The sequence below is a fragment of the Dehalococcoidia bacterium genome, from assembly GCA_040902535.1.
Classification (GTDB): Bacteria; Chloroflexota; Dehalococcoidia; order DSTF01; family JACRBR01; genus JBBDXD01.
Map to the genome: position 1 here is coordinate 11,603 of JBBDXD010000026.1, position 24,025 is coordinate 35,627.

At 65.9% G+C, this 24,025-nt stretch carries 27 protein-coding genes and 1 tRNA gene; 12 read left to right on the forward strand and 16 right to left on the reverse strand.

Annotation, left to right across the window (positions count from 1 at the left end; genetic code table 11):
- Positions 1-187, reverse strand: a 187-nt coding sequence (locus tag WEB52_14465; protein ID MEX2227640.1) for a hypothetical protein, incomplete at its 3' end; no start/stop codon positions are given.
- A 133-nt stretch (positions 188-320) separates the two neighbouring features.
- Entirely contained in the window at positions 321-1,295 is a 975-nt protein-coding gene (locus tag WEB52_14470; GenBank protein ID MEX2227641.1) for a cyclase family protein, read from the reverse strand.
- 126 nt (positions 1,296-1,421) lie between these two features.
- Here WEB52_14470 and WEB52_14475 point away from each other — a divergent pair, with 126 nt between their 5' ends.
- Entirely contained in the window at positions 1,422-1,844 is a 423-nt protein-coding gene (locus WEB52_14475) for a hypothetical protein (protein MEX2227642.1), read from the forward strand.
- A gap of 60 nt (positions 1,845-1,904) precedes the next feature.
- Here the strand turns inward: WEB52_14475 and WEB52_14480 are convergent, their stop codons facing one another.
- The 4 genes from WEB52_14480 to rny form a co-directional block, all read right to left on the reverse strand.
- A complete protein-coding gene (locus WEB52_14480; protein MEX2227643.1) occupies positions 1,905-2,399 on the reverse strand; it encodes a hypothetical protein in 495 nt (164 codons plus the stop codon).
- Positions 2,400-2,561: 162 nt separating this feature from the next.
- A complete protein-coding gene (locus WEB52_14485) occupies positions 2,562-3,422 on the reverse strand; it encodes a PHP domain-containing protein (protein ID MEX2227644.1) in 861 nt (286 codons plus the stop codon).
- A complete protein-coding gene (locus tag WEB52_14490) occupies positions 3,406-4,194 on the reverse strand; it encodes a TIGR00282 family metallophosphoesterase (GenBank protein MEX2227645.1) in 789 nt (262 codons plus the stop codon). The genes WEB52_14485 and WEB52_14490 overlap by 17 nt, the downstream gene beginning before the upstream one ends.
- Positions 4,195-4,367: 173 nt before the next feature.
- On the reverse strand, positions 4,368-5,900 hold the full coding sequence (gene rny / locus WEB52_14495; protein MEX2227646.1) for a ribonuclease Y: 1,533 nt from the start codon (positions 5,898-5,900) through the stop codon (positions 4,368-4,370).
- A 436-nt stretch (positions 5,901-6,336) separates the two neighbouring features.
- On the opposite strand from rny, the gene WEB52_14500 reads away from it, so the two are divergent.
- Entirely contained in the window at positions 6,337-6,801 is a 465-nt protein-coding gene (locus WEB52_14500) for a pyridoxamine 5'-phosphate oxidase family protein (protein ID MEX2227647.1), read from the forward strand.
- A gap of 32 nt (positions 6,802-6,833) precedes the next feature.
- Here the strand turns inward: WEB52_14500 and WEB52_14505 are convergent, their stop codons facing one another.
- Positions 6,834-7,760 carry a phosphotransferase gene (locus WEB52_14505; GenBank protein MEX2227648.1) on the reverse strand — a complete coding sequence of 309 codons (927 nt, stop codon included), beginning with the start codon at positions 7,758-7,760 and terminating at the stop codon, positions 6,834-6,836.
- Between the two features lie 82 nt (positions 7,761-7,842).
- Here WEB52_14505 and hisH point away from each other — a divergent pair, with 82 nt between their 5' ends.
- Complete coding sequence (gene hisH / locus WEB52_14510; GenBank protein MEX2227649.1) at positions 7,843-8,463, forward strand: imidazole glycerol phosphate synthase subunit HisH; 621 nt, start codon at positions 7,843-7,845, stop codon at positions 8,461-8,463.
- Positions 8,464-8,628: 165 nt separating this feature from the next.
- Positions 8,629-8,976, forward strand: coding sequence for a hypothetical protein (locus tag WEB52_14515; protein MEX2227650.1), 348 nt, complete (start codon positions 8,629-8,631; stop codon positions 8,974-8,976).
- On the opposite strand, the gene WEB52_14520 is transcribed toward WEB52_14515, so the two are convergent.
- Complete coding sequence (locus tag WEB52_14520; protein ID MEX2227651.1) at positions 8,954-9,316, reverse strand: hypothetical protein; 363 nt, start codon at positions 9,314-9,316, stop codon at positions 8,954-8,956. The two genes, WEB52_14515 and WEB52_14520, sit on opposite strands and share 23 nt — an antisense overlap.
- Before the next feature lie 31 nt (positions 9,317-9,347).
- On the reverse strand, positions 9,348-10,235 hold the full coding sequence (locus WEB52_14525; GenBank protein ID MEX2227652.1) for an IS1595 family transposase: 888 nt from the start codon (positions 10,233-10,235) through the stop codon (positions 9,348-9,350).
- 3 nt (positions 10,236-10,238) lie between these two features.
- On the opposite strand from WEB52_14525, the gene WEB52_14530 reads away from it, so the two are divergent.
- From WEB52_14530 to WEB52_14545, 4 genes are all read left to right on the forward strand, one after another.
- Positions 10,239-10,400, forward strand: a complete 162-nt coding sequence (locus tag WEB52_14530) for a hypothetical protein (GenBank protein ID MEX2227653.1) — start codon at positions 10,239-10,241, stop codon at positions 10,398-10,400.
- A 292-nt stretch (positions 10,401-10,692) separates the two neighbouring features.
- Entirely contained in the window at positions 10,693-11,451 is a 759-nt protein-coding gene (gene hisA / locus WEB52_14535; protein MEX2227654.1) for a 1-(5-phosphoribosyl)-5-[(5-phosphoribosylamino)methylideneamino]imidazole-4-carboxamide isomerase, read from the forward strand.
- A gap of 152 nt (positions 11,452-11,603) precedes the next feature.
- Positions 11,604-11,963 carry a helix-turn-helix transcriptional regulator gene (locus WEB52_14540; GenBank protein ID MEX2227655.1) on the forward strand — a complete coding sequence of 120 codons (360 nt, stop codon included), beginning with the start codon at positions 11,604-11,606 and terminating at the stop codon, positions 11,961-11,963.
- Complete coding sequence (locus WEB52_14545; GenBank protein ID MEX2227656.1) at positions 11,960-12,931, forward strand: hypothetical protein; 972 nt, start codon at positions 11,960-11,962, stop codon at positions 12,929-12,931. Before WEB52_14540 ends, WEB52_14545 begins: the two co-directional genes overlap by 4 nt.
- A gap of 225 nt (positions 12,932-13,156) precedes the next feature.
- On the opposite strand, the gene WEB52_14550 is transcribed toward WEB52_14545, so the two are convergent.
- Complete coding sequence (locus WEB52_14550; GenBank protein MEX2227657.1) at positions 13,157-13,870, reverse strand: winged helix-turn-helix transcriptional regulator; 714 nt, start codon at positions 13,868-13,870, stop codon at positions 13,157-13,159.
- Between the two features lie 101 nt (positions 13,871-13,971).
- On the opposite strand from WEB52_14550, the gene WEB52_14555 reads away from it, so the two are divergent.
- Positions 13,972-15,354: an FAD-binding oxidoreductase gene (locus WEB52_14555; GenBank protein MEX2227658.1), complete on the forward strand. Its 1,383-nt coding sequence runs from the start codon at positions 13,972-13,974 to the stop codon at positions 15,352-15,354.
- Positions 15,355-15,563: 209 nt separating this feature from the next.
- Here the strand turns inward: WEB52_14555 and WEB52_14560 are convergent, their stop codons facing one another.
- The 3 genes from WEB52_14560 to WEB52_14570 all read right to left on the reverse strand — a co-directional run bounded on the left by WEB52_14560 (position 15,564) and on the right by WEB52_14570 (position 19,361).
- Positions 15,564-16,460, reverse strand: coding sequence for a dienelactone hydrolase family protein (locus WEB52_14560; GenBank protein ID MEX2227659.1), 897 nt, complete (start codon positions 16,458-16,460; stop codon positions 15,564-15,566).
- A 9-nt stretch (positions 16,461-16,469) separates the two neighbouring features.
- Positions 16,470-17,336 (reverse strand): MBL fold metallo-hydrolase, encoded by an 867-nt coding sequence (locus WEB52_14565; GenBank protein ID MEX2227660.1) that lies wholly within the window; start codon positions 17,334-17,336, stop codon positions 16,470-16,472.
- 408 nt (positions 17,337-17,744) lie between these two features.
- Positions 17,745-19,361, reverse strand: coding sequence for an ATP-binding protein (locus WEB52_14570; GenBank protein MEX2227661.1), 1,617 nt, complete (start codon positions 19,359-19,361; stop codon positions 17,745-17,747).
- 273 nt (positions 19,362-19,634) lie between these two features.
- Here WEB52_14570 and WEB52_14575 point away from each other — a divergent pair, with 273 nt between their 5' ends.
- Both WEB52_14575 and WEB52_14580 read left to right on the forward strand, forming a co-directional pair.
- Complete coding sequence (locus WEB52_14575; GenBank protein ID MEX2227662.1) at positions 19,635-20,471, forward strand: sigma-70 family RNA polymerase sigma factor; 837 nt, start codon at positions 19,635-19,637, stop codon at positions 20,469-20,471.
- Positions 20,471-21,526, forward strand: a complete 1,056-nt coding sequence (locus WEB52_14580; protein ID MEX2227663.1) for a hypothetical protein — start codon at positions 20,471-20,473, stop codon at positions 21,524-21,526. The genes WEB52_14575 and WEB52_14580 overlap by 1 nt, the downstream gene beginning before the upstream one ends.
- 112 nt (positions 21,527-21,638) lie before the next feature.
- Here the strand turns inward: WEB52_14580 and WEB52_14585 are convergent, their stop codons facing one another.
- The 3 genes from WEB52_14585 to WEB52_14595 all read right to left on the reverse strand — a co-directional run bounded on the left by WEB52_14585 (position 21,639) and on the right by WEB52_14595 (position 23,208).
- The gene (locus tag WEB52_14585) at positions 21,639-21,860 is read right to left on the reverse strand and encodes a carbon storage regulator (protein ID MEX2227664.1); all 222 of its coding nucleotides are present in this window, start codon (positions 21,858-21,860) and stop codon (positions 21,639-21,641) included.
- A 252-nt stretch (positions 21,861-22,112) separates the two neighbouring features.
- The gene (locus WEB52_14590; GenBank protein ID MEX2227665.1) at positions 22,113-23,078 is read right to left on the reverse strand and encodes an NADPH:quinone oxidoreductase family protein; all 966 of its coding nucleotides are present in this window, start codon (positions 23,076-23,078) and stop codon (positions 22,113-22,115) included.
- Between the two features lie 55 nt (positions 23,079-23,133).
- A tRNA-Ile gene (locus tag WEB52_14595) sits at positions 23,134-23,208 on the reverse strand.
- A 173-nt stretch (positions 23,209-23,381) separates the two neighbouring features.
- Between WEB52_14595 and WEB52_14600 the strand changes: the two genes are divergently transcribed.
- On the forward strand, positions 23,382-23,996 hold the full coding sequence (locus WEB52_14600; GenBank protein ID MEX2227666.1) for a helix-turn-helix domain-containing protein: 615 nt from the start codon (positions 23,382-23,384) through the stop codon (positions 23,994-23,996).
- Positions 23,997-24,025 lie beyond the last annotated feature (29 nt).

The window sequence follows — 24,025 nt, forward strand, 5'->3', positions numbered from 1 at the left end:
CGCTTCGCTCTGAATGACGGGCGCGCCGCGGTTTGATGGCGGTGCGTTGCATGACAGGATTTTTCGCTGCGCTCAGAATGACGGGCGAATCGCGATTCGTGCGCGTGACGGCGTCTGACCCGCCAGGAGATTCTTCGCTTCGCTCTGAATGACGGGCGCGCCGCGGTTTGATGGCGGTGCGTTGCATGACGGGATCCTTCGCTTCGCTCAGAATGACGGGCGAATCGCGATTCATGCGCGCGACCGCGTCTGATCCGCCAGGAGATTGTTCGCTTCGCTCTGAATGACGGGTGATCGGGCGGTGCGATGCGTGATCCCGCCTACTTGATGGCAAGCGCGTTCGGCGGTGAGCCGACGCCGCCCCGGATGTGCATGGGCGCGGTGGTGAACATGAACTCGTAGACGCCGTCCTCGGCGCAGTCGGCGGCGAGCGGTTCGAGTTCCCACATCTCGCCGAGGTTCATGCCGAACAGCGTGATGAGCTGGATGTGGAAGAAGCCGCGCTCCGGCGTGATCACCGGCGGCCACGCCTCGACGGCGACGACGTCGGTGCCGATCGCGGCGATGTGCATGTTCCACAGGTACTCCGCCATCTCGCGCCCCGCGAGCAGTCCCGGCGCGACGAGATGCTCCGCCAGTTCGTTCAGTTCATTCGCCGGAAGCGCGTTCAGCCACTTCAACCATCCCGTCCGGAAGATCAGCATGTCGCCGGGCTCGATCTCGACGCCCTGCGCCTTGCGGCACGCTTCGAGCGTCGCGACGTCGAAGGTCTGCGAACTCTTGAAGTCGATCGGCGTGCCCTGCGACTCCAGGTAGCGGCCGAGGTCGAGCAGCACGCCGCGCGTGGCGGCGCCCCGCTTCGCGAGGTTCTGGATGCCGAGCACCTCGCTGCCCGGGGCGAGCACCGCATCGTGCGTGACGCCGTTGTAGAACCCGATCGCCGGGTGACAGACGTGGCGGTGGCCGTCCCACTGGCTCGACGACTGCGGACAGAAGTTGTCGATGTACTCGTCGTACGAGATCCGCAAGCCGCCGCTGCAGTCGAACATCGTGCGACGCGGCGCGGCGCGGAACCAGAACAGACCTCGCCCGGGCGCATCGATCGGCGCGTTCAGCCCGAAGGTCCTGCCTGTGCGCACGAGCGCCGCCGCCTCGACGGTTTTTTCCGGCGTGACGAGATTCCACGTGCCGAGTTCGTCGTCGTCGCCGAAGAGTCCCCACGCCGAACCCTCCGGCGCGCCGGCTTTGACAGGAAGCTGTTCGAAGCTCGGCAGGCTCTTGAGATCGACCGTCATCACGCTCACCTTCCACGCCCGTGGCCGCACAATCGGCGACGAGCACGCTGCGTTTCTCGTTTGTGAGGCAGATTAGCCGCGGCTATAATCAACGGCAATTTGCCGCATGGCTTTCAGGAGAATCATTTGCCCAGGCAGAATCGACACCTCGTCCGCGATGGCCGGCTCCAGGCCGGCAAGAAGAAGCGCACCGACCGCAGCTACCTCGGCGGCGACGCCGGATCGACGACCGCCGAGCCGGCCGTTGAAGAGGAGTCATTCCGTCCCGTCGACGAGGAGGTGGAAGGGGATGCCCCGGCCGCGCCGCTGCCGGCGGAACTCGCCGCCGCAACAGCGCCCGCCGAGCAGACGGCGCGCGGCACGACATCCACCCGGTTGCCGACCAGCGCCCGCGCCCTCCAGCGCCAGGGCGTCCGCCGCCGCGAGCTTGACGTCGATGCGCTCGCCGAGCGTGACTCGCGGTACGCGCTCCACGAACTGCGTCGCATTCTCATCCTTACGTCGATCGTGGTGATCACGCTGATCGTGCTGGGGATCGTCCTGCGCTAGTCCAGGCGCCCGCCACAGCACCACCGACCCCGTCGCTGCTCATTCCTTTTCATCGACCGTTCACCGTAACCGTCCCGCGGCAATGAACGCTGCCAGCGTGACGGCGATCAGCCCCGGCAGATCGACGCGCACGTCGTCGAAGATCCAGTCGCCGACGGTGAACAGGAACGCGACGCGCACGAGATATGCGAGCGCCACGCCGCCGACGGCCATCGCCTGCAGTGGCGGTCCGGCGCGCCGGTTCGTCGCCAGCGACACGATCTCGCCGACGCCGTAGCCGACGCCCAGTCCGATCAGCACGCCGAAGAAGAAGTAGGTCAGCGGATTGAAGATGCCCCAGACGACGCCGAGCGCGGCGCCGCCCGCCAGCGCTCCGCCGATCGCGCGCACCAGCACATCGGTCGACGTGTTGTAGGTGGGGATGCGGCGCACGTTCGCGCACTCCCGGCAGCGCGTGCCGACGGGCGTGTACACGAGGCATTTCGGGCAGATCGGCTTGCCGCAGCGGCTGCAGCCAAGCTCGGTTTCGATGTCAGCGTGGGTTGCGCATTGCATCGTTAGTCGATCAGTCCGTCCGTCTTTCGGTCGTCAGTCGTTGAGTCAGTCTGTCCACACCGGCCCTCTCGAAAGCTGAGATCTCAGACACGAAGAAGGGGGCCGCAGCCCCTCTGTTGTCTCACCTATTCAGCTTAGCAGTCGATTTCGTACGAGACAGACTCACTTCACCAGTTCGTGGTTCGGGAGCGTCGATGCCAGTTCGAGCAGCCGCTCGATCGACGCGTCCGGCACGGGCGTCCACTGCTCGCCCGGCAGGGGCTCGGTCGGGCCGAAGATGCCGTGGTAGTCGCTGCCGCCCAGCGCCAGCAGGCCGTGCGTCTCGGCGGCAATGCGCAGCCGTTCGACGGTGGCCGGCGCATAGTCCTTGTAGTAGACCTCCATGGCGGCCATGCCGGCAGCCTTCAGTTCGGGGAGCAGCGCATCGAGCACGAGCAGGTCGGCGGGATGTGCGATGCAGGCGAGGCCGCCGCGCTCGACGATGCATTGCACCGCCTCGACGGGCGTCATCTTGTCGCGCTCCACGTACGCAGGCCCGTTGCGGCCGATGTACTTGTCGAACGCCTCGGGCAGGCTCTTCACGTAGCCCTTCTCGAGGATCGCCTGCGCGACGTGCGGCCGCCCGACCGACGCTTCGCCGGCGATCGCTTGCACGCGTTCCCACTCGATCATGACGCCGAGTTCGGCAAGCTTGCGCACGATGCCCTCGCCACGTGCGATGCGGCCTTCGCGCAGCTTGGAGAGCAGTGCCTGCAGTTCGTCGTCCTCCGGGAACAGGTACAGACCGAGCATGTGCACCTCGGCACCCTCGATGTCCGTGCCCATCTCGACGCCCGGGATCAGCGTGTACTTGGCGTGCTTCGTCGCGGCGCGGCGCGCCTCGGCGATGCCCTCTGTCGAGTCGTGGTCGGTGATCGCGTGGTAGCGTACGCCCTGCCCCGCGACGAGGTCGACCAGTTCCGTCGGCGTCAGGCGCCCGTCGGAGGCGGTGCTGTGCGTGTGAAAGTCACCCCTGCTCACCATCTTGCATCCACTCTCTATCGACGCGCTCGATCGAGCGCGCCTTGCCCGTCTGATCATCGATGTCGATCAGGACGGAGTTGAACTGTACGGCCCGCGACTTTTCGGCGACGACGAAGCGCGCGGGCATGCCCGTCAGGAACTTCTGGATCGGGCCAGCAGGGTCGACGCCGATGATCGAGTCGCGCGGTCCGCACATCCCCAGGTCGGTCACGTACGCGGTGCCGCGCGGCAGCAATCGCGGATCGGCAGTGGGGACGTGGGTGTGCGTGCCGAACACAGCCGACACGCGCCCATCGAGGTACCAGCCCATGCCGGCCTTCTCGCTCGTGGCTTCGGCGTGCATGTCGACGACGATCGGGGCGTCCGGCGCGACGCTTTCGAGCAGCCGGTCGGCGCACCGGAAGGGGTCGTCGATCTCGTACATGAACGTGCGCCCCATGAGGTTGATGATCGTCAGCCCTCGAAACTGCACCATGCCCCGTCCCGGCACGCCTTGCGGATAGTTCGCGGGCCGCAGCACGGGCGCCTCGCTGTCCAGGTAGGGGACGATGTCCTTCTGGTCCCAGATGTGGTTGCCGGACGTGATCACGTCGACGCCGCCTTCGAAGATATCCTTCGCGGTGTTGATCGTCAGCCCGCGGCCGGCGGCGGCGTTCTCCCCGTTGGCGATGACGACGTCGAGTTGCAACTCACGTCGCAGGGCCGGCACGAGCGCCGCCACGGCCCTGCGGCCGGGCTTCCCCACTACGTCGCCGATCGCCAGGATTCTCACGGGGCCTCACCCCCCGGCCCCCTCTCCGTCAAGCGGGGAGGGGGAGCTTTGCGTGGGCGGTTTGAAGGGAGCCGCTCGGGGTAAGTGACGAAATGATGTCGCATAAACTGCTCTAACGACGGGGCGCGCCATCCCGGCGCGCCCCCGTCTCATCCTACACGGGTCGCTGATGCTTACCGCGCGTACTCCGACGCACGCGTCTCGCGGACGACGGTCACCTTGATCTGGCCCGGGTACTCCATCGACTCTTCGATCTTCTTGCTGACGTCGCGGGCGAGCCGCATCGAATCCAGGTCGTCGATCTCGTCCGGCTTTACGAGGATGCGGATCTCGCGTCCGGCCTGGATGGCGAACGCCTTGTCGACGCCCTTGAAGCTCGTCGCGATGCTCTCCAGCGCTTCCAGGCGCTTGATGTACAGCTCGAGCGTCTCGCGGCGCGCGCCCGGCCGGCTGCCGCTGATCGCGTCGGCGATCTGCACGACGACGGCCTCGACCGTCTCGACCTCGATCTCCTCGTGGTGCGCCTCGATGCAATGGACGACGGCCGGGCTGACGTTGTAGCGCTTCGCCAGTTCGCCGCCGAGCATGGCGTGCGTGCCCTCGATCTCGTGGTCGATGGCCTTGCCGAGGTCGTGGAGCAGGGCGCCCCTGCGCGCCACGTTGACATCGGCGCCGATCTCTTCGGCGATCATGGCGCCGATGAACGCCGACTCGACGGCGTGCTTGAGTTGATTCTGCCCGTAGGACGTGCGGTACTTGAGCTTCCCGAGCGTCCGCAGGATCTCCGGGTGCAGGCCGGGGCAGCCAGCCTCGATCGCCGCCTGCTCGCCGGCCGTCTTGACGCTCTGCTCGACCTCGTGCCGCGCCTTGTCCACCACCTCTTCGATGCGCGTGGGGTGAATACGGCCGTCCAGCACGAGCTTCGTGAGCGCCACGCGGGCGACCTCGCGGCGGACGGGGTCGAACGCCGAAAGCGTGACGGCGTCGGGCGTGTCATCGATGATCAGGTCGACGCCGGTCGCCGTTTCCAGCGCGCGGATGTTGCGCCCCTCGCGGCCGATGATGCGGCCCTTCATGTCGTCGCTGGGAATCGGGACGACGGAGACGGTGGTCTCGGTGACGACGTCGGCCATCAGCCGCTGCATCGTCGTGGCGAGGATCGTGCGGGCGCGTGAGTCCGCCTCCTCCTTCGCCTCGGCTTCGAGCGTCCGCACGAGGCGGTTGGCGTCTTCGCGGATCTCCGCTTCGACCTCGCGCAGAAGCTGCTCGCGCGCCTCTGCGGTCGTCATGGCGGCGACGCGCTCCACTTCGGAAAGTTTCGCCTTGCGGAGCTCATCGAGTTCGAGCCGGGTGGCTTCCTGCTGGTGTTCGCGCTCGGCGAAAGATGTCTCTCGCCGCTCGAGCGCATCTAGCTTGCGATCGAGGTTCTCTTCCCTGTTAGCAACACGCTGCTCAAGCTTGAGTACTTCATCACGGCGTACCTTCGACTCGTTTTCTGCCTGAGCCCGGACTTGAATCGCCTCCTCTTTGGCTCCGAGGAGGATTTCCTTTCCCTTTGCCTGTGCTTCAGCCAGGATCCGGTCGGCCTGCTGCTGTGCCTCGAGTTCCTGATCCCTGGTGGCGTTGCGCTTCAGCGCGTAGCCGAGAAGAGCCCCGATCGCCAATCCCACAATGACGCCGATGACGGCGCCCAGGATGGCGGCCATAGGGTGTGCCTCTCTTTCCGGTTGGTAATCTCCCTCGCACCGCGAAAGCCTGTCGTTTGGAAGCTTCCGCGTTACGTTCGCATCATACGGGCGGCCTGATCAGGGGGTCAAGAATGACCGGCGGGGCGGTCTGTTGGGGGAAGCGGGAAGCGGGAGGCGGGAGGCGGGAAGCGGGAAGCGGGAGGCGGGAGGCGGGAGGCGGGAAGCGGGAAGCGGGAAGCGGGAAGCGGGAAGCGGGAAGCGGGAGGCGGGAAGCGGGAGGCGGGAAGCGGGAGGCGGGAGGCGGGAGGCGGGAAGCGGGATGCTGGAAGCGTGGAAATGGGAAGTCGGACGCGCAGTCCCTTGCCTTCCAACGGGGCTGCTCGGGTGCTAACGTAGCCTGCTGCCGCCCTCGGCCTGGCCGGGAGCGCTGGCACGCAACGTCAGGAGGATGCACATGGCTAGTCAGGGTGACCCGAAGCTACTTAGCGACCCGGTGGCGCAGACGCTGCTCTCGTCGACGATTCCGGCGCGGCTGGCGTACAACTGGACCGACGGCACGCCGCGCGTGGTGCCGATCTGGTTTCATTGGGACGGGTCCGCGTTCATCCTCGCGTCGCCGCCGAAGGCGCCGAAGCTCAAGGCGCTTCGCGCCAATCCCGACGTGGCGCTGACGATCGATAACAACGAATTTCCGCACAAGGTGCTGCTGATTCGCGGCACCGCGCGCGTCGAGATGTGCGAGGGCGTCGCGCCGGAGTACGCGCTATCGGCGCGCCGCTACTTCGGCGAAGAGCAGGGCAACGCCTGGGTCGAGAACATGCGTGGCATGGTGTCCGAGATGGGCCGCATCGCGGTCACGCCGACGTGGGTCGCGATCTTGGACTTCGAGACGCGTTTCCCGAGCGCGCTTTCGGCGTAGTCCCCGGCGGGCGTGCCGAGTGGGACCAGTTCTCACCGGAGAGGCGGGCTGTCGCCGCGCAGGACCGGCCCGCGCAGGATCTTCTCGACGGCGTCATCGACCTCTAGCTGGTCATCGTGCTCGATGGCCCAGGCAAGGCCGCCGAACTCACGCGCATGGTGGAAGCGTCGCGCGCGATACTCATCACTGACGTCGAGCGGCGCGCCGGCGGCACGATAAGCGGCGATCAACTTCACCATGAACCCCTCCCCGAAATAGACCGGTGCCGCGAAGTCGTGGGAAGGGTCGCCGATCTCGACGTGAGCCATGTCGAGGACGCCGGAAAGCCGGCCCGATCCCGAGCGGAGGAGGTTGTCGTGCCAGAGATCGTGGTGGCACACCGCTCGCCGGGGCGAGCGCATGCGTTCGTCGGCGCCGAAGGCTGCCCACCACGCTTCAATGCGCGCGAGCGCATCGCCGTCCAGCCGCGCGGACAGCACGGGCATGACGACGTCCCTGGCGCACAACACGCGAGCGTACGAGTCCACGTGAGGCAGCCCGGATGCGCGGGCTTCTTCGACGGAGAGGCGGTGCAAGCTCGCCATGAACGCGCCGAGGTCGCGCGCGAATGCCCTGCCCGGATCGACGCCCCAGAGGGGCGTGGCGCCCGGTAACTTCCGATATCCCAGGGCGCCGTGCGGGAACTCGGTGCAGGGCCCCACATACCAGGCCGGCTCGGGCACGACGCTTCCCAATCGCCGCGAAAGGAACTGACCTATGCGCCACTCCTTCGCGTAGTCTTCAGCTGCATCGGACGACTGCCCGACTCTCACCACAACGCCGCCCGCCGTCTCGAAAGCCACGCTGCGGAAGCCTCGTCCCAGCGGGCGCAGCGGCGATACGGGGGCCAGATCCGGGAAACACCGCTCGATGGCGGACGCGATCGCCTCTAATCCGCCCTCCGAGGACTGATCGTTCACAGGCAAAGTCTACTTCCGCGTGCGGGCGGGACGGCGCGTCCGCGTCTCGCGTCTCGCTTCCCGCGTCCAATACACTGACGGCATGCCACCACGAGTCGTCATCGTCGACTACGGCGCCGGGAACCTGCGGAGCGTCGCGCGGGCGGTCGCGCACGCCGGCCACGAGCCGACCGTCACCGACGATCCGGAGCAGGTGGACGCCGCCGACGCGCTGATCGTCCCGGGTGTCGGGGCGGCGGCCGATACGATGCGGAACCTGCGCGAGCATCGCATGGTCGAGCCGATCCGGGAGTACATCGCTTCGGGACGGCCGTTCTTCGGGGTGTGCATGGGGCAGCAGGCGCTACTTTCCATAAGCGAAGAGGGCGGCGAGCACGAGTGCCTCGGGATCATCCCCGGGCGTGTGAAGAAGCTCGATGTCGCGGACGGCCGCAAGGTGCCGCACATGGGCTGGAACAACGTGCGCCAGAAGTCCGCGCACCCGATCTTCGACGGCATCCCCGACGACGCGTACTTTTACTTCGTGCACAGCTACTACCCGCAGCCAGAGGACCCGGACGTCGTGATCGGCGAGACGGACTACGGCGTCACGTTCGCGTCGGTGCTGGCGCGCGACAACATCGTCGCGACGCAGTTTCATCCGGAGAAGTCGGGTGAGATGGGGCTGCGGATGTATGCGAATTTTTTGAGTTTTAAGTTCTAAGTTTTCAGTTTTCAGTCCGAGGACATTCTTCGCTTCGCTCTGAATGACGCGTGGTTCGCTCTGAATGACGCTAGGGCGACGCATTTGGCTGCGCGACTGACGTTGTCGCGCGAGGAGATTTTTCGGAAATTATTTACTTCACGCAAGTTGGAGTAAGATCGCCCTATGTCCAAATCAGCAATTGGTGTGGTTTCCAGCGCCCTTTTTGGCATCGCCTCACTCTTTCTCGGACTCGGGGTTGATTTGAGCCCCTACGAGAACACCCCTCTTGCACTAGCACTGGCCTCGTTTGGGGTTTTCCTCCTTTTGGTTTGCTCTGCCCTTCTGATCTACTTATGGCTTCATCGTCACGATGATGACAAGGTCGGGATCGAAACGGTCGGCTTCGACCTGGAAGATAGTATCGTCGATGGTGAAGACACTCTGATTGAAGGGATGGATACGGCGTTTAAGGGTAAGCGCAACCGATTGCGTCTTAAGGGCACCAAGATCAAGAAGGACTCTTCTTCTTGACGTGCATTCGGTCGGTAACAAACCCTGCCCTTCTTCCGCGTACACCAGTTTTCCCTTCTGGCACCTCTACATCAACGTTGGAAAACACGACCGTCTCATCTTCGACGTTGACCAGAACGGGGTTATCCGGATGGCCGAAGAAGGTTACGTTCTCCCAAATGAACTGCTTCGCTTGCGGACCACTAATCGAGAGTGCGGCGATGCGGACGCTCTCGCGGCTGGCCCCAATGACTCGCACCGTTGGTCTGTTCGTTCGCAGCAGTTGTCTCGCCGGTGGCTTCGGGAACAGATCAATATTTAGTTCCCACATACGCATTCGGTCATCGATCAGGTTGACCAAGCAATGGCGACACATTCGCGGGGGTGACGACTTACGCGTGGGCTTCAATCAATTCCGCATAGCGCAGCGTCTCGGCATTGAGCAGCCGGAGCAACGTGTCCCTGAAAAGGTAGGGGTTATCGCGGTTGTTGAACCGAAAACTCATTTCATCGAGGTATGCGGGAAGGTGCTTGGCCGACAGTTGGTGATAGGAATCCACAACAGACCGCTTGAGCAGGCTCCAGACGCCCTCAACGGTGTTCGTGTGAACGTCGCCCCGCACCCATTCCTCGGCGCGGTGTTCAACCGTCTCATGGCGTGTGTTGTGGTCGCCTACGCCCCAGTAGCCGGGGTGCTCGTCGGTGTGGATCGCGGTTGCGTCTGGCGAGACAACCGACGTGATGAACTCGCCGAGTTGTTTCTTGTTGTTGCGCGTCACCGTGCGGATACGCACGTCACCACCGCGAGCGATGGCACCCACAACGATGCTCTTGTTCTTGCGGTAGCCCTTGCCCTTGCCGCGCACCTTGCCACCGATGAACGCCTCATCGACTTCCACGATGCCCGAGAGCAATTCGGCGCTCTCGTCTTTCATCGCGGCGCGGATGCGATGCGAGAGGAACCATGCGGTTTTGTAACTGACACCCAACATGCGCTTGAGCTGGTTGGAGCTGACGCCCTTCTTCGATTCGCAGATGATGTACGTTGCAAGCATCCATTTCGCGAGCGGAAGGTGCGTGTCACTGAACACGGAACCGACCAGCACAGAGAACTGGTAGCGGCATGAGTCGCAGTCGAACTGGTTACGCTTCACGATCTTGGAGATTTTCGTTAACTGACAGCGAGGACACGCGATGCCATCCGGCCAGCGCAGCCCTTCGAGATATGCGCGGCACTTATCCTCAGATCCATACTTGTCGATCAGTTCAGGAAGGTTCATGACATGCCCCGCAAGAAGAAGAAGCCGCCGCAGGAAATGACCAGCGAAGAAGCGATCGAATCGCTGTTTCCTAAGCGCGTGATCGAGGAAGTAAAACGCGAGCTAGACCAGCAAGAGGAACAAGCGAAGCGGTGTGACACGTCCATCAATCACGATGTTAACTGAGTTCAGCCTTGTGTCAAGTATACAATTCCCCGATTCTTCGCTTCGCTCTGAATGACGCTGCGACGGCGCATTTGGCTGCGCGACTGACGTTGTCGCGCGAGGAGATTCTTCGCTTCGCTCTGAATGACGGGTAATTCGCTCTGAATGACGCATGCGGAGCGGTGCGTTTCACGACGGGATTCTTCGCTTCGCTCAGGACGGGATTCTTCGCTTCGCTCTGAATGACGTGAACGGCGCTCTGTTCTCTGTTGTTTGTTGTCTGTTGTAGCGCCGCAGGCGCTATCCTCCCCCCATGGACATCATTCCGGCGATCGATATTCGCGGCGGCAAGTGCGTGCGGCTCGTGCAGGGGGACTACGACCGCGAGACCGTCTTCGGCGTCGATCCTGTCGCGATGGCGATGCACTGGGCGGGGCAGGGTGCGAAGCGCCTCCACGTCGTCGACCTGGACGCCGCGCGCGACGGACGGCCGCTGAATGAAGCGGTCGTCAGGCGGATCGTCAGCGAAGCGGGCGTGCCGGTGCAGGTGGCCGGCGGCGTCCGCACGCACGACGCGATTCACCGCTGGGCGGAGGCCGGCGCCGACCGCATTGTCGTCGGGACCGCAGCCGTCGAACAACCCGCGATGATCGAGAAGGCGATGGACAAGCACCGGGAGAAGATCGCGATCTCCGTCGACGCGCGGGGCGGCAAGCCCGCTATCAAGGGCTGGCTCGAGACGGCGGACATCACCGTCGAAGACTTCATGCGGCAGATGGCGGGCTTCGGCGTGCGGCACTTCATCTTCACCGACATCGACCGCGACGGCGCCATGGAGCACGTGAACACGGACCTCGTGCAGCCGCTCGTCGACCTGCTGCGCGGTCTCGCGGGCACAGAGCGCGACGAGCCGGCGCCGCTGATCTTTGGCGGTGGCATCACATCGATCGACGACATCGTCGCGCTCGCGCGGTTCGACATCGAAGGCGTGATCACGGGCCGCGCGCTGTACGACGGGCGCATCGACCTGCGGGCGGCGCAGCAGTCGCTGGCGGTGGGGGATGATTGGTGACTGGTCGCTAGTCGCTGGTGGCTGGTCGCTGGTTGGTGGTTGCCCGCCTTCGTTCTCGGCGGGTTGAGACGGGCTGGTTTGGGCCGATCCGTCAAGAATAAGCATATATCTGCCTATTGACAGATTAGCTTCGCCATACGACAATCGCGCTCGTGAGACGCAAAGCAGGCATCCTCCTTTCCATCGAGATCGCGATCCTGCAGGCAGGCGTCGGCCTGATGCGCACGGGCACGTCCGAGTTCTACGGGTACGCGATCGCCAAAGAGATCCGCGACCAGGAGGCGGCGCGGCGCCTGACGGCGCACGGCACGCTGTACCGCGCGCTGGAGCGGATGGAAAAAGCGGGCCTGCTTGCCTCTCGCTGGGAGGACCCGTCGGTCGCGGCGAGCGAAGAGCGCCCACGCCGGCGACTCTACACCCTGACGGCAGAGGCGGAGACGGCGCTCCAGGGCGCGCTCGAGCGGGCGCCGGAGCCAACGAAGCCGCTGAAGCGCGGGCTGGCGCCATCATGAGCGGCATTGCACTCACAGCATCGCGGATTGTTTGCTGGTGGGCGGCGACGTACACGCTCGGCCTGGCGTCGTCGGTGCGCGACGCACGTCGTACCGAGATCGCATCCGACACCTGGGAGCAGCATCACGACGAGTCCGATGCCGGACAGGGCCGCAGACGCATTGCGTCGAGCATGCTGGGCCGCATGTTGCGCGGCGTGCCGGCGGATCTCTTGTGGAGAGTCAACGTGGAGGGACCAAAGGTGGACATCAACATCCCGTTCCAACGCATCGCGGGAGGCCTGTTGCTGGCCCTGATCGTGATGCTTCTGGTAACTACGTCAATCAGCGGCTACGACACGGGCCGCGAAGGTTTCGAGGGAGAGCTCACGAGGCTCGCGGACCTGAGCGCAATGGCCGATAACGGCAACGCCTTCTTCCGGGCGTTCACGGCGTTCGGGCTGATCGGCGCCGCAGCGGGGCTGTACGTGGCGCTCCACCAGCGCTCGCAGATACTGACGACCATCGCGGCGTTCGGACTTTTGTCTGCGGGCGTGCTCGCGCTCGTCGCCGGCGCGCTGCAGATCGTGTTCGTGGATCTCGCTGAGCAATACGTGTCCTCCACCGGCTCCGAGCAGGAATCAGTCCTCGTGACCGCTCGCGCGGTCGGCCTCACTGTCGACCGCGTGACCGGCGCGTCATTCATGTCGATGGTGCTCAGCACCTACGTGCTCGCCATCCTGCTCGGCCGCGAGAGCCTTGTGCCACGCTGGCTCATCGGTATTCCCGTCATGAGTGCTGGCATCGTGGCCGGCAGCCTCATTGCCGAGGCATCCGGCGTATTCGACGACGGCATGTGGTTTGTCCTCATTTCAGGGATGCTCCTGAGCGTCGTATGGCTCCTCATCGCTGGCCTGTACCTGTTGTTCTCGTCGCAGGACAGCCAGGCAACGTCCGCCTCGACCGCGGTGCAAGGGGCAACGCCATGAGCGAACAATCGAAAAACGCGACCGTCGCCATCCTGGTAACCATGGGCATCATCGCGATGGTCGTCGTTGCGGTGCTCGGTCTGCGCGCGATCGCTTGATAGCGACGCCCGCACAGAGGCTTACAGATCGGCCGGGGAGGCTAGAGTCAGCGCCTTAGACGATGAGCATTGGCAGTCGGCGAACGAGGCGATAGGTATCGCCGTTCACCGGCGCGAAGTCCGCGTTTCATGCCCCTCCACCAACCCGCCGGCGGCGCTGTGCGGCCATCGCCGCCTCTAGCGGTGCGTAGCGGCTGCGGTCACTCCACGACGGGAACGCGCGCGCCAGTCCGCGGGGGCCATCGATCGACACGTGTCCGGCACGCAGGACCGCGGCCCAGCTTAGCTGCCCCATGTACCAACGCACGAACGCTTCCGTTTCGGCGCTCACGATGAGGTCCGGCGTGAAACCAGGATCACTGACGCATAACTCGATGTCGCCGCGATCGAGCACAAGCCAGTAGTGCCGATTCTTGAGTGGCTGATCGATGAAATCGAGTTGCACCGTCACGTGGCCGGTCGGTAAACGCTCCGTCTGCGCCCCCTGTGTGAAGCTCCAGAGGACGATGTACGGATCGAGGTGCAAGGGTGCGGCTTCGAGCCAACGCGTGCCCCAGCGGCCAAGCGCGTCGCAGACGTCCCACAACTCCCGCCCCGCATCGGTAAGCAGGTAGCGGGAGCCTCGCCCATGCGGTTTCGCGACACGCGCAACGACGCCGATCTGCTCGAGCAGGCTCAAACGCTGTCGGAGGAGTGAGCGCGGGATGCCCGGCGCACCGGCCTGGATCGCGGAGAACGTTTCACAGCCAAGGAAGACGTTGCGCACGATGAGCGGTGTCCAGCGCTCGGCGAACACCTCCGACGCGCGGGCGATCGGGCAGTACTGCCCATAACTCTTCATGGCGTCAGTCTGCATCCGTCCGCACCGCTTGCCAAGTCCATTTCTTGCCCTTCACGACGCGGGGGTCGCGTGTCACGCTGGCCGAAGAAAGGGGGTACGCGATGGCAACGGAGATTCCAGGGTTCCGCGGTTTGGTGCTGGCCCCGGGCGATGCGCCCTATGACGAGGCTCGGCGCATCTGGAACGGGGCGATCGATCGCCGGCCCGCCGCGATCGCGCGCGGCCTCGACCACAGCGACGTGGCGGCGGCGATCCGGCACGCACGCGAGAACGATCTTGCGATCGCCATCCGCGGCGGCGGGCATGGCGTTGGTGGGGCAGCCACGGTCGATGACGGGCTCGTCGTCGATCTCTCAGCGATGCGCGGAGTGTACGTCGACGTGCGCACACGACGCGCGTGGGTTGGCGGCGGTGCACTGTGGGGAGACGTCGATGCGGCGACTCAGGCTCAAGGGCTGGCCACCGTTGGCGGCATCGTGACCCATACGGGCGTGGGGGGACTGACTCTAGGCGGGGGTATCGGATGGTTGATGCGCGCGCATGGCCTCGCCGTCGACAACTTGCGTTCAGTGCGCCTGGTCACCGCCGATGGCGAGGCGCTGGCCGTCAGCGAAGCAGAGCATCCTGAGCTGTTCTGGGCGCTGCGCGGCGGGGGCGGCAACTTTGGCGTGGTGACCTCGTTTGAGTTTGGCCTTCACCCGCGCGGGCCGGTACTCGCCGGCCCGCTCGTTTGGCCGCTGGAAGACGCGCCGGGGCTGCTGCGCCACTACCGTGACATCATCGACCGCGCGCCAGAGGAGCTGGCCACGATCGTGGTGCTGCGGCAGGCGCCGGCGGCGGCCCCGCTGCCACCGTCGATTCACGGGCGGCCCGTCTGCCTGATCCTCGTCTGCTGGACGGGTGAGCACGAAGCAGGCGAACGGGCGATTGCTCCGCTGCGCCGCTTTGGCCGGCCGCTCTTCGACGGCATCGCCGCGAGACCCTACGTCGAGCTGCAATCGGCGCTGGACGCCGGCGCACCGCACGGCTGGCACTCCTACTGGAAGTCGTGTCAGTTGCCAGATCTCACCGACCAGACGATCGACCTGCTGAGCGAGCACGCGCACCGCATCGAGTCGCCGCGTAGCTACATCATCATGTTCCATATGGGAGGCGCTGTCGCACGCGTCCGCGAGGAGGCGACCGCGTACTCGCAGCGGGCGGCGGTTCACAACGTGAACATCGACGCGGTGTGGCTGCCGGCCGAGGATTATCGCGCTGAGCGGGAGCCATCCTGGGCGAGAACAGCATACGAGGCGCTTGCGCCGCACCAGCTCGGCGTGTACGTGAACTTCCTTGGTGACGAGGGGCAGGAGCGCGTGCGCTCCGCGTACGGTGAAGCGAAGTATCGAACGCTCGCGGAGATCAAAGCCAAGTACGACCCGGAGAACGTCTTCAGACTGAATCAAAACATCAGACCAGCGGTGCCGCTGACGCGTGCGTAGCTGGTCGTGTCGATACGTTGCGCATTTCACGTTCAGTAACGAACGTCGTGGGGGCGGATGATCTGGATCGCTACCGAACAGGTGAGAGCGAGGTGACGAGCTGCTCGACGACGCCCAGCAGCTTGTCATCGGTGCAATTTCGAACGATCCCGTGTACTGCTGATCATCTGTCCCTTCGGTAAGTCATCGACTCTATCGCGTGCCTCGCGTCAGTTCGCGCGCCACAGCAGCAAGAGCGACGGCAGCACGAGCGCCACGATCACGAGCAACGATACGCCGAGCAGCACCGGTAGCGGCACGGGCCAGTCGCGGCGTTTGGGATCCCACATGTAGCCGTGTTGCTCCGAGAGATCGTAGTCCGGATCGCCGGGTCCGAACTCCTCTTCTTCCTCGTCCTTGTCGTCCCACTCGTTCGTCATTGCAGCGTCCGGCGGAAGAGATCGAGCGCGTGCTCCCAGGCATCTGCGGCCGCGGCGGGCCGGTAGCTCGGCTTCGTGTCGTTGAAGAACGAGTGCGGCGCGCCCTCGTAGACCTTGACGACGGCGTTCTTCCCCTGTGAGCGCAGCGTCGATTCGAGCTCCTGTACTTTTTTCGAGCGGGATGCCTGCGTCGTCGGCGCCGAACGCGCAGAACAGCTCCGCCTCGATCTTCGCGAGCTGGTCAGGCGGCGGCATGAAGCCGGCGTAGAACGGCGCGCCCGCAGCGATTTTCGGGTGCTCGGCGGCGAGCATCAGCGTCATGCTGCCGCCCATGCAGAAGCCGATGCAGCCGGCTTTCTTCGGCGCCACGGCGTCGAGCGCGAGCACATAGTCGACGGCGCCCCTCAGGTCCGCGCTCGCCCGCTCGCGGTTCATGTTCATCGCGAGCTTGCGCGCCTCGTCCGGCTCGCTCGCGGTCTTGCCGTGGTAGAGGTCCGGCGCAAGCGCCACGAAGCCCTCGCGTGCGAAGCGGTCGGCGACGTCGCGGATATGCGCATCGAGCCCCCACCATTCCTGGATGACGATCACGCCGGGGTGCGGCGCCGCGTCGTCGGGCTGCGCCAGGTAGCCCATGCAGCGATCGCCGTTGGCGCCGTACTCGATGTCGCTGGTCTTGATGTCCGGCATTGTCGCCTCCTACGCCATCGCGTCGAGTTCGCCGCGAAACTCCTGGTAGCAGCGCGCGACGTTGGGCGCGATGCGCTCCGCGTCGACCCACTCGGCGTACTCGCCGAGGTCGATCGATCGTATCGCCTCCTGCTCGGACGCGCCCGCATCGAATGCACGCCGTCCGCGGTCGTGGACGAGCTGCAGATACGAGAGCATCGCGCGCCAGTCGTCTTTGGCGCCGACGGGGCCGTGGCCGGCGACGATAACGTCCGCGTCGACCTCATCGAGGATGCGTTCGACGATCTTGATCCAGTTGCCGATGTGGCCCTCGTGCGCGAGCGGCGTTACGTAGAAGAACGCGAGGTCGCCGGCGAAGAGCACGCGCTCGCCGGGCAGGTAGACGATGACGTCGCCGCGGGTGTGGCCGGTGCCGTAGTGCAGCAGGTGCAGGCGTCGTTCGTCGATGCTCAGCTCTGTCGCCGCGCCGTCGAACGTCTCGTCGGGAAGGCGCGCCTCGATGCCGTCGAGCCGACCGGCGAAGTGCGGCGCCAGGCGCTCGATGATGGGCAGCGCGCCCAATCCGACGCGCTGCATCTCGGCCTTCGCCTTCGCGTGCGCGACGATCCGGGTGTCGCGCGGAAACATCGCATTGCCGAGCGTGTGGTCGACGTGATGGTGCGTGTTGATCAGCCGATCGATGTGCTTGCCGCTGACGCGTGACGCCTCATCGAGCAGCGCGCGCGTCATCGCCGGCGCGAAGAGCGCGTCGACGGCGGTGACGGCGTCGCGGCCAGCGATCAGGCCGGCGTTGGCGATGCACAGGCCGCCGTTCGCCTGCACGTAGGAGAAGACGCCTGGCGCGAGTTCAGTGGTCGCGGTAGGCCATGCGCGCATGGGATGAAGGGTAACGGGTGGAGGCTGGTGGCTGGACCGAGGAACCACAGATGACACAGATGACACAGATTGGGACGGTGTGCGTATTTTTCGTCGCTGCGCGACGGGACAGGCGAGGGCGCCTGTCCTCCACGCTTCGCGTACGGCGGCACTGTGCGTGGTGCGTGCGACGCTTGGCGCTGAGCGCTGCTGTCCGGGCGCACGGTCTGTGCGCCCCGACGAGTCGCATGAGCGATCTTCACGCGTTTGGATCAGGGCGACAGACCTCCCGTCACCCTGAGCAAGCGGAGCGCGGCGAAGGATCTCCTCGCGGCGACGAACTGCGCACGTGGCGCCAAGCGTCGCAAGCGCACAACAGAACAACGTGCGGGCGTTCGCGCTTGGCGTGCCAGGACTAGGATTCCACGATTAACGCGCCAGCACAGCCTGGACGGTTTCGCGGACGTCGCGGAGGCGGAAGGGCTTCGACAGCACGGGGTTCTGCACGCCCTGTAGGAACGCGCGCGTCTCGGCGGCGACGGTGTCGCCGGTCACGAAGATCATGCGCGTCGCCAGCGGGTGGCTTTCGTCGTGCAGGCGCTGGTACAGCTCCGCGCCGCCCATCACGGGCATCTTGATGTCGCTGATGATCAGGTCGAACGCCTCCCGCCGCACGAGCTCGAGCGCTTCGCGGCCGTTGCTCGCGAGCACGACGCGGTGGTTGTCCATCTCGAGCACGTTCGTCAGTAGTTCCTTGATGCTCTCTTCGTCGTCGACGACGAGCACGCGCCGTCCGGTGTCGCCCGGTGCTGATACCCGGACAGCAGGTGCTTCCGGCGCCGGCGCCGGAGCGCTGCCGCCGCTGAGCATCGGCAGTTCGATGAAGAACGTCGTGCCGCGGCCGATCTCGCTCTCCGCCCAGATGCGTCCGCCGTGGTCTTCGATGATGCCGTAGCTGATCGTGAGGCCGAGGCCGGTGCCTTCGCCGGCGTCCTTCGTCGTGAAGAACGGATCGAAGATCCGCCGCAGCGTCTCGGCGTTCATGCCGGGGCCGGTGTCGGCGAACGACGCGACGATGACGCCGCGCTCCGCTTTGGTGCCGATGCGCAGGTGTCCTTCGCCGCCGTCGCCGCGCATCGCCTGCTCGGCGTTGATGATGATGTTGAGCAGCACCTGCTGCACCTGGTTGGTATCCAGCATCGTCTCGGGCAGCGCCGCATCCATCGCGCTATCGATCTCGATGTTTCGGACGCGGAGGTCGTAGTTGCGCAGTTCGAGCACGCGTTCGATGAGCGTATTGAGGTTCGCCAGCTCCTTCTGCGCCTTGCGGCGGCGCGCGAATGTCAGGAGGTTCGAGACGATCTTCGAAGCGCGCTCGGCTTCGGAGTAAATGGTCTCGACATGGCGTCGCTCGACGTCGCCCAGGTCGCGCAGCAGCAGGAGTTGCGCGAACCCCATGATGCCGGTGAGGGGGTTGTTGAGTTCGTGCGCGACGCCGGACACGAGTTGCCCGACGCTCGACATCTTCTCCGACTGCAGCAGGCGCTCCTGCACTAACCGTGTCTGGGAGCGCTGGGCGTCGAGCCGCTCGATCGCCTTCGAGACGTCGCTTGCCATCGCGAAGTAGAGCCGGCGTTGCTCCTTGTCGAGCGGGCGCGGCGTGCTGACGCGCAGCATCCCCGCGACGGCGCCGGCGACGACGAGCGGCGCATCTTCATAGGCCTCAGGTTCGGTCAGCGGCCGTTCGTCGCCGCTGAGCGGGATCACCGTCGCGTCGTCCATCGGCCACGATGCGTGGTCGCTGCCCGCCAGTTCGACGAACGCCGCCAGCGCCTGGACGTGTACGCCCTCGACGGCAGCGGGCGCCAGGACGCCGGTCGCGTAGATCGGCACGACGTGGCGGCCGTCCTCGCACAGCACGGCGACGGCGACGTCGAAGTCGAGCGACGGGCGCATGCCCTGTAATACAAGCTGAAGCAGGTCGACCGCGCCAAAGGTGCGTTCGGTGTCGGTGACGGAGTGCCCCGGGCTCTGAGGAAAGAGCATAGACGCGGCGATTATACCCGAGGCCGGTGGCGCCCGTATCAGCGTTTCCCCGACCCGCGCCGAAGCGGGCTTCGCTGCCGGCGCGCGGCGCTGCGCGCTGCGAGGGGTGGCGGCACGAGTGGGGCATCAGGGTTTTCCTTGGCCCGGAATGCGGGCAGAAGCGGCGAGCAATCAGGACGCCCCGCATGTGACGCGGTGCCTGCCGCCTCAATACTGCAACCACCTTGAACCAGGCGCCGGCGAGGCCGGGCAACTTGTTACGTGGAGGACGACTTGCCCAACGCACCCATCTCTCGCCGAGCACCCAAACGCGCCAGTGCAAGCAACGAGCAAACAACGCCTCCCGCAGCCGTCCCGGTCGAAGAAGAAGAAGACAAGTTCTCCGACGCGAGCCTCACTAAAGTGATCAAGGACTACATGCCGCTTGTCCGGCACGCGGTGAACCGGATCGCCGTCGGCAGCGCCAATGGCGGCATCCTCCAGTACGAAGACATGGTCTCCTGCGGCGTGCAGGGCCTCATCGAGGCCTATTACGCCTTCGACCCCAACAAGGGCGCGAAGTTCTCCACCTACGCCCTGCCGCGCATCCGCGGCTCGATCCTGGATTCGATACGCGCGACGCACCCGCTGCCTCGCTCGCTGCAGAAGTTCGGCTCGGACCTCGAGAAGGCGACGTCGGCGCTGCACGTGAAGCTCGGCCGCGCGCCGACCCGCGACGAACTCGCCGAACTGATGGGCATCGCGCCGCGCGACTTCATGGCGTCGCTGCGGACCAGCAACGTGCGCGTCGTGTCGCTGCAGGGACTGACCGAAAGCGCCGGCAGCAGCGGCAGCGACGAGAAACTCTGGGAAATGGCCGACGACGACCCGAACATCGACCCCGACTCGGTCGCGGAGGAGACGATGGTGCGTGCGAAGCTCGCGGAGGCCGTCGAACTGCTGCCGGACCGCGAGCGGACGATCGTGCGGCTGTACTACATGAAGTCACAGTCGCTGAAGAGCATCGGCGAAGCGCTGGGCATTTCCGAGTCGCGCGCATCGCAACTGCGCCACCGCGCGATACGACGTCTGCGCATGGTGCTGTCGCAAGAACTGCAGGACGCCGCCTGATGGACGCCCCTCGCACGACGATCGCCATCGCCGGCGCCGGCGCCGATGCCGAACAGGCCGCGCGCGCACTTCGCGGCGTCGCCGGCGTCGAGGTCACGCGCATCGCCGGCGGATCCGAAGAAGGACTGCTCGAAACGCTGGCCAGCGATGACATCGAGGCGATCGCCTTCGTCGCGCCCTGCGCCGACCTTGCGGGCGCGGTCCGGCGGACGCTGATGGCGAACCGGCACGCGCTGATCCTCGGTCCGGCGGCGCTCAGCGCCAAGCAGCTGATCTCGCTCGACGAACTGGCGCGTCGCCGTTCGCGCGTCGTGTACTTCGATACGGGCTACGCCGATGATGAGCGACTCGCGTTCATCCGCAAGATGACGGCATCCATAGAAGCGTTGTGGCGCCCGCGCTACGTGCGCGCGGTGCGCGTCAGCCCCGAGCGCCGCAGCGTCGACGACCTGGCGATCGCCGAGATCGCGTGCGTGCTTTCGATCATGGGCGCCGCTCCTTCGCACATCAGCGCGGTCGCGCCGCGGATCGACGATGAGTCCGGCCACGCCGACGCCGTGATGCTCGCGATGACGTTCGATGGCGGCCCCGTTGCCACCGTCGACGTCAGCCTCATCGAGCCGATGCCGCGGCAAGAGATGATCGTCGTCTGCGACGGCCGCACGATCCTGATGGACGGATACGACAAGCGCGCGCCGCTCCAGATCCTGGCGGCCGGCAGGCACGGCGGCCCGCAGACGGGTCGTGCCTGGAGCGAGACGGTCAGCGAATATCCCGCATCGACGGTGCTCGATCGCGATGCCGCCGTCGCTTCGACGTTCGTCACCGCGGTGCGGTCGCGCGACGTCTCGGCGATCAATGTGCGCGAGGTGGCAGTCGCCGCATCGGCGTGGGAGGCGGCGCGTGAGTCGATCGCTCGTGGCGGCGAGCTGCGTGAGCTGTCCGAGGACGCGGGCGCGGGCCGGCCGGCGTTGCAGGTGATCCACGGCGGCGGCAAGACGCAGCCGCTCGCGATGCCGCCGGACCTCACGCTCGTCCGACGCCGCAACGGCTAATCGCACCGGCGCTTCGGCAGGCAGGCGCGGCGGATTACGGACAGTCGCCTCTTTCGTAGGAAAACGAAGAACCGCCCGAAAATCGGGCGGCTCGCCGTGTCGTGGCGGCTGCTCAGGCAGAGGCGGCTTTCGCGCCTTCGTCGCTGCCCGTGCTGTGGTCCTTCTTGTCGAACGAGCCCTCGGGCCCGTGCCACAACTCCTGGCGCAGCACGGTCACCTCGACGGGCGCGCTGATGCCGATCTTCACGCGGTCGCGCTCGACGCCCAGCACCCGGACGAGGATATTCCCCGAGATCACGATTCCCTGGTCGACCTTCCTGGTGAGAATAAGCATCGCCGAGCGTCTCCTTCGCCATCGCGAGTGCGGTCAATAGCGCTGCGGCCCCGTTTGATATACGGCGCCTCGCTTCTCATGTATCGGCAGGGCGGGGCGAGCCGCGCATTGCGAGGCCGTTGCAGTCACCAAGAAGGGGGGCGGGCACCTAAACAGGCACCGGGCGTCGGAAGCCGGGCACGTCCCAGGCAGCCGTGCCACGGCAAGCTCTCGCTGCGCCCGAAGAGAGTTCGCTTGCGGATGGGTGTCGGATCAGCTCCGGATGCGGAGCACGATCTTGCCGGTCGCGCGCCGGCCTTCGATGGCGCGCAAGGCGTCGGCACCCCGCTCGAGCGGAAACACCTCGCCGACGATCGGCCGGACGTGCCCGCTATCCCATAGCCGCTGCAATCCGAGGCTCACGTCGGCCGGGGTCTTCGGGTGATTGCGCACCCACTCCGGCCACGCCACCCCGATGACGGACGTGTTATGCAGCAGCAGCCGGTTCACCTTGACCTGCGGGATGGCGCCGCCAGCGAATCCCACGACGAGGAGGCGCCCGCCGTGGCAGAGCGACCGGAGACTGTCCGTGAAGCGCTCGCCGCCGACCGGGTCGTAGACGACCTCGACGCCGCGGCCGTCCGTGAGCGCCCTGGTGTCTGTGAGCCAATCGCCGTCGGCGTCGAGCGTGTGCCGCGCGCCGGCATCGGCCGCGATGCGGCGCTTTTCGTCGCCCTGGGCGACGGCGATCACCTCGGCGCCAAGCCCCGTGGCGATCTGCACCGCCGCCGTCCCGACGCCTCCCGCGGCGCCATGCACCAGCACGCGTTCGCCCGCTTGCACTTCGCCGCGGGTCACCAGCCCGAAGTAGCCCGTCTGGTAGTTGATGAGCGACGTTGCCTGCTCGAAGGTCATGCCGTCGGGGATGGTGAATGTCGATGCGGGCACTGCCGCCGCCACTTCCGCCCAGGCGCCGAAGCCGGACGCCGCGACGCGGTCGCCGCTGCTGAAGCCGCTCTCCGGGGGTGCCCTTCGGACGACGCCGGCGATGTCCGACCCCGGCACGAACGGCGGTTCGGGCCGAAACTGGTACTGGCCGCGCGTCATCAGCAGGTCGGCGAATGCGACGCCCGCGGCGTACACGTCGATCAGCACGGCGTCCGGGCGGTCGGGCACCGGCACATCGGCCATCTCCAGGGCGCCGGGTCCGTCCAGCCGGGTCAGCCGCAGGGCACGCATCAACTCGGGCATCGCGGCAGGCCACCTCCATCGGAAGCGTGATGCGCGGCGGTCGTGGTGGGCCCGGCAGGATTCGAACCTGCGCGCCTCCGGTTATGAGCCGGGTGCTCTGCCACTGAGCTACGGGCCCGTCGCGTCGATTCTATCAGCGAGGGGGCAGTCGGCGGAGCATCGGTGGCGATTGAGCCATCGCCGGACGGTCTCCGACGGAATTTGCAGCCTGTTTACGGGCGACGGGGGTTTATGCGTTGACAGCGACTTCCCACCGAATCAGAATGAACCGCATTCAGTGGAGATCGTCTTTTGACCGCATCCGTCGTTGACCGCGCCCAACGCGCAGAATTGGCCAAGGCCGCTCGCCGCGAGGAGATCCTCGGGGCGGCGCGACGCGTCTTCGCCGAGCGCGGATTTCGCGGCACGACGATCGCCGACATCGCCGAAGAGGCGAAGATCGCGCTCGGCACGATCTACCTGTACTTCTCGTCGAAGGAAGACGTCTTTGCGGCGCTGAACCAGCGCTTCAACGAAGTGATCATGCAAGCGACGCGCGATATCCCGGTGGGCCGCACGGTCGCCGAGACGACGCGCCGCTACGTCGAGAGCGTGTTTCAGGCGTGCGCCGAGAACCGCGATCTCATCCGGCTTGTAGTACTGAATACGGATCCGGAGAGCGACGTCGCCAAGCGCATGCGGAAGGCGGACACGGACCGGAACCGGCCGCTGACCACCGCACTTCGCAGGGGCATGCAGGCGGGCACCGTGCGTGAAGGAGTGCCGGGCATCATGGCGAACCTCGTGCGGGGTGCGGTGAGCATGGCCGTGTACCAGGCCTTTGTAGTTTCGGACGGGACGGACGCGCAACAGTATCGCGACGCATGCGGAGACATGCTGAGCGCATACCTGACGCCGTCCGCGTAAGAGCAGGGCGCGGGATGCAGGGAAGAACA